Annotated in this window: 4 protein-coding genes; 1 reads left to right on the top strand and 3 read right to left on the bottom strand. The window is 34.5% G+C overall.

From position 1 onward, the window contains the following. Nucleotides 1-24 precede the first annotated feature (24 nt). The 3 genes from GO685_RS03615 to rsmH form a co-directional block, all read right to left on the bottom strand. Complete coding sequence (locus GO685_RS03615) at nt 25-666, bottom strand: hypothetical protein (RefSeq protein WP_175937613.1); 642 nt, start codon at nt 664-666, stop codon at nt 25-27. An 881-nt stretch (nt 667-1,547) separates the two neighbouring features. Further along, a complete protein-coding gene (gene ftsL, locus GO685_RS03610) occupies nt 1,548-1,853 on the bottom strand; it encodes a cell division protein FtsL (RefSeq protein ID WP_175937612.1) in 306 nt (101 codons plus the stop codon). Next, complete coding sequence (gene rsmH / locus GO685_RS03605; protein WP_175937611.1) at nt 1,850-2,797, bottom strand: 16S rRNA (cytosine(1402)-N(4))-methyltransferase RsmH; 948 nt, start codon at nt 2,795-2,797, stop codon at nt 1,850-1,852. The genes ftsL and rsmH overlap by 4 nt, the downstream gene beginning before the upstream one ends. Before the next feature lie 227 nt (nt 2,798-3,024). On the opposite strand from rsmH, the gene GO685_RS03600 reads away from it, so the two are divergent. Continuing rightward, on the top strand, nt 3,025-4,269 hold the full coding sequence (locus tag GO685_RS03600; RefSeq protein ID WP_175937610.1) for an MFS transporter: 1,245 nt from the start codon (nt 3,025-3,027) through the stop codon (nt 4,267-4,269). Nucleotides 4,270-4,327: the final 58 nt, after the last annotated feature.

Below are 4,327 nucleotides of genomic sequence, written 5' to 3'. Positions count from 1 at the left end.
ATTTGGTAGTTTCTCTATTTGTAGCTAAGTTAAACTACCAGTTTTTGCTACATCTTTCCTTATTTTCTCATGATAAACTTTTTTCACAGGGACTAGAGCTTCAAGCTGGTTCTCATTTAAAATAGGGACAATAATTTTTAGTTTTGTCTCATTTAACTCCTGAGCGAGAGTTTTGAGTTGGTGGTTGGTTAAGTGATCCACCAAAGCTAGGAATCGATTGTCGGTTAAGTGCTCTGCTAAAGTTTGAAGTTGGTTGCTTGTTAAGTACTCTACTATGTTTTGAATGTAAGTATCTGTCAAATTCTCAAGCGGAAGAATACCACAATTTGACATTGCATCATATAAGTCTTTTATGACATTAATTATCGCCTCTTCAAAATATCGAGTACTATCAGTCATATTTCCATCTTTATCTGAAAGGTAAGCGATTACATTTTCACCTCCATATTCATTACTTCTCATTATCTTAACTGAACCATCTTCATCTTTTACTATATCAATTACGCTTTCACTTTTTACTATAGTAAAATGTAAGTCAGGGATAAAGAGCATCAGCCTGTGCGGGTAGCAATTTGCATCAACTTCGATTTCTTTATAATATAAATAATTAACACATGTTACTTTTAAAGTCGCTATCAGTGACTTCCTCTCTACCATTAGTTTCAAGGCTTCTTCCAATTTTTTCAATAGCCTCACTGCTATCTATCTTAAAAATATATTTCTTTTCACTCATAAAAATCTCTCAATAAATTTACAATTATCAATATTATAATGTCTATTAGTTAGTTTATTGCTAAACTAGCATATACTATAATTATAATAACAGATACCATTCGCATAAGCTTGCGTTGCTCTGCTATGCAAGTAGTGCGACACATGAACATTGCAATTACAGGTAACTTGCGGTTAAAAGTAGCCAGTATCTGCTACTTTTATGACATCTTTTCTTGCGGGGGTTGCATTCAAACCGTAACTAACCTTTATATTTAAGAAATTTACCAAATGGAGAAAAAAGCAAAAGAAGTCCCGGTCGGTGGCTAATTATTCAGATGTACCTCAAATATCGGCGTTTTTATCCTCAACGCTACGATTCAGCTACTTTTAAATGCAAATAACCAAAACTACAAACGTTAAGAAATTTACTGAGCGGAAAAAAAGGCAAAAAAACTCTGAGGCAGCTAGTATTCAAATTCTCCCTTGTCTATTTGACGTTCTATACTGTCTTAAACGACTTATAAGCGCGTTTCAGCTTGAAAACCAGAAGTTTTAAAAAGACGTGAGGTACACATATTGCAAAAATTTAAACATGAGACGCCAAATACCCTAAGTTTTTTGTCATTAACCTGCACAGGTTGCTGAAGATAAATAGCTTCACTATCATTATAAGGAGGCTGGTGAAGGTTGTCAAGTAGTTTTTTGCTCTGTTTCTATGCTACTTGGATGACACTGTTTGTTGTAAACTCACTTTTACTATATGATTACTTTTTTAGAGCGTTTTGTCTACCTCATTTTACCACTTCGCTGAATAGATACTATTTAATTAGTCGTCAATCCTGATTTTTAAGTTGTGCTAGCGCGCTGCGGCCATTTAGGGAGCCAAGGTTTTTAACCTGGCTGGCTAATATAAAAGAGTTGTTTTTCAGGTACCTATCCATGAATTTTGCAAGTCTCTTTGGATTACTCAAATAACTCCACTCTGCTTGTAAAACTTTTATGTCACTTTGCGCTAAACTAATTTCTCGTTTTATTTTTTTTAGTTCTTCATTTAATAACTGAACATGTAATTTTACCTTAAATAGCCCTGTAATACTGAAAAAAAACATAACCATTGAGATAATACAGAAAGTTCTCATGATAACCTCTGTATAGCTCTTAGTTTTGCTGAACGCGCACGTGGATTCGCATTTATTTCTTCCGCACTCGCTTTGATCACTTTTTTATTTAGGAGGGAAAATGTTCTATAATCAGCAGATCTTGGTTCACACAAACCTCTGAAAAAGGTTTTAATTATACGGTCTTCTAAAGAATGAAAAGTAATGACAATTAGTTTGCCATTCTTATTTAAAATTTCAGATGCGGCCTTAATACCTTTTTCAAGTTCTCCAAGCTCATCGTTTACCCATATTCTTATTGCTTGAAATGTCCTAGTTGCAGGATCAATTTTGCTTTTTCCACGAAATACCACAGAACGTACAATATCTGCGAGTTCAAATGTAGTTTTGATAGGTTTTTTCCTCCGCGTGTTTACTATCGCCCTTGCAATTTTGCGAGAATGACGTTCCCCTCCGTAGTTATATATAGTGTTTGCAATTTCTTCTTCACGCAAAGCGTTAACAAACGTTGAAGCGTTGATTTGAGAAGAGCCATCCATACGCATATCAAGCGGACCATCATGTAAAAATGAAAATCCTCTATTTCCTTCATCAAGCTGCATAGACGATACTCCAACATCAAATATAACTCCATCCACGCCTTCAATAATTCTGTCTGGTGTCATTCCATCACATTTTTTTTTCCGAACTCCAGTGTCAGCTATTCGGATTCTGCTCAGTATGCTTTTAATATTGCTAAATTTTTCAATAAATAGCTTTATTTTGCCGGGATACTTGATATTTAAACTATCATAAAATTTAACAACCGTTTCATCTCTATCAATTGCATACACTTTGCAATCAGCGGACTCCAGTATTGCTTTGCTATATCCTCCAGCTCCAAACGTAGCATCCACATACACACCACCATTTTGTGGTGAAAGTTGTAATAGCATCTCTCTTAACAAAACTGGAATATGTGTCATAGTGTCCTATCAAAAGGTTTTGTGTATACAGATAAAAATGGCTTCCTCACTAAAACATGGTGAAATATATGATATAAAAATACTCGATATAGTCAATGATATAAAAATATTAAGATTTAATGAGATATCATTATTAATATAATATTCACATAATGCTCACATTTTAACATTATATTTGAAAAAACAAGGAATATCGCTATTATATCAAGTAAACTGCAGAAGATTTTATGCAACAAATAACAAAAGTAATATTTTCAAGTTTAATTTGTAACACCTTATTGTGGTATGACCATATGCTTTTTGGTCACCTAATCAGTATAATCGGCGGTGTGTTTTTTCCATCAGATGATCAATTGGTTAGCATACTGAAGGCTTTTGGAGTGTTTGCAGTGGGTTTCCTGATGAGGCCAATCGGTGCTGCTATATTTGGCCATATTGGTGATAAATATGGGAGAAGGGTTGCTCTATTGCTCTCCATTGTATTAATGACTCTATCAACTGTATCAATCGCCTTTGTTCCGGGGTATCAAAACATTGGAATACTCGCATCAATACTGGCGGTATGTTTAAGGTTATTGCAAGGTATATCCCTTGGAGGAGAAGCAGGAAATGCCCCGTTTTTAATAGAGCATGCTCCTAAGGACAAGAAAGGATTCTTTGGCAGTATCGAAGTACTCAGTGCAATTCTTGGTTCAATATTAAGTCTTATAGCAGTACTCATATGCAAAAAAGTATCCGATTTTGAATCTTGGGGATGGAGATTACCTTTTGTTTTCAGTTTAGTGATGGGATTAATCAGTATATATACAAGATATATACTTGATGAGAGCCCAGAGTACAAAAAGCAGAAAAATCCACCTCAATTGCCGTTAAAAGAGTTGTTAAACAGCTATAAAAAACCTTTTCTGATATCGGTAGGAGTCGACATAGTCGAAAATTCATCCCTTTATATATACCTAGTATTTTTCAATGTACTTACATCAAAAATAAATACTCATTTTAACCACATGGTGGAAATACTGAGTCAAATTGCGCTCGGAGGACTGACTATATTGTTTGCAATACTTTCTGACAAGATAGGAAGAGAAAAAGTCATGAAATTTGCATTTATGGCTTTCATAGTAGTAAGTTATCCAGTTTTTTTTATGATACTAAGAGGTGACAACTTGCTAACCGTAGTGGCACACGTTCTTTTTATAATCCCAATAGCTGCATCACTTGGTCCTGTCAGTGCACTTATGTGCGAATTATTTCCAACAAAGGTGCGGTATAGCGGATTTAGTTTATCAAGAAATATAGCTGCTGGATTTTTTGGCGGCCTTGCACCATTTATATGTACAACAATTATTAAGATTACAGAACAAGAAACTTTAGCAAGCTTTTACATGATTTTCTGTGCGTTGATTGGACTAGTCTCTGTGAACAAAAGTTTGTCATGGGAAAATAAGGAAAGATGTAGCAAAAACTGGTAGTTTAACTTAGCTACAAATAGAGAAACTACCAAATGGCATATTATATAAAAGAAGGAAA

The sequence above is a fragment of the Wolbachia endosymbiont of Madathamugadia hiepei genome (assembly GCF_013366855.1).
Classification (GTDB): Bacteria; Pseudomonadota; Alphaproteobacteria; order Rickettsiales; family Anaplasmataceae; genus Wolbachia.
This window is presented reverse-complemented; position numbering and strand designations above follow the sequence as displayed.

What these genes read in the sequence shown, in the direction of transcription:
- ftsL (WP_175937612.1), bottom strand. Translation starts at nt 1,853, where the DNA reads ATGAGAACTTTCTGTATTATCTCAATGGTTATGTTTTTTTTCAGTATT.
- rsmH (WP_175937611.1), bottom strand. Translation starts at nt 2,797, where the DNA reads ATGACACATATTCCAGTTTTGTTAAGAGAGATGCTATTACAACTTTCA.
- GO685_RS03600 (WP_175937610.1), top strand. Translation starts at nt 3,025, where the DNA reads ATGCAACAAATAACAAAAGTAATATTTTCAAGTTTAATTTGTAACACC.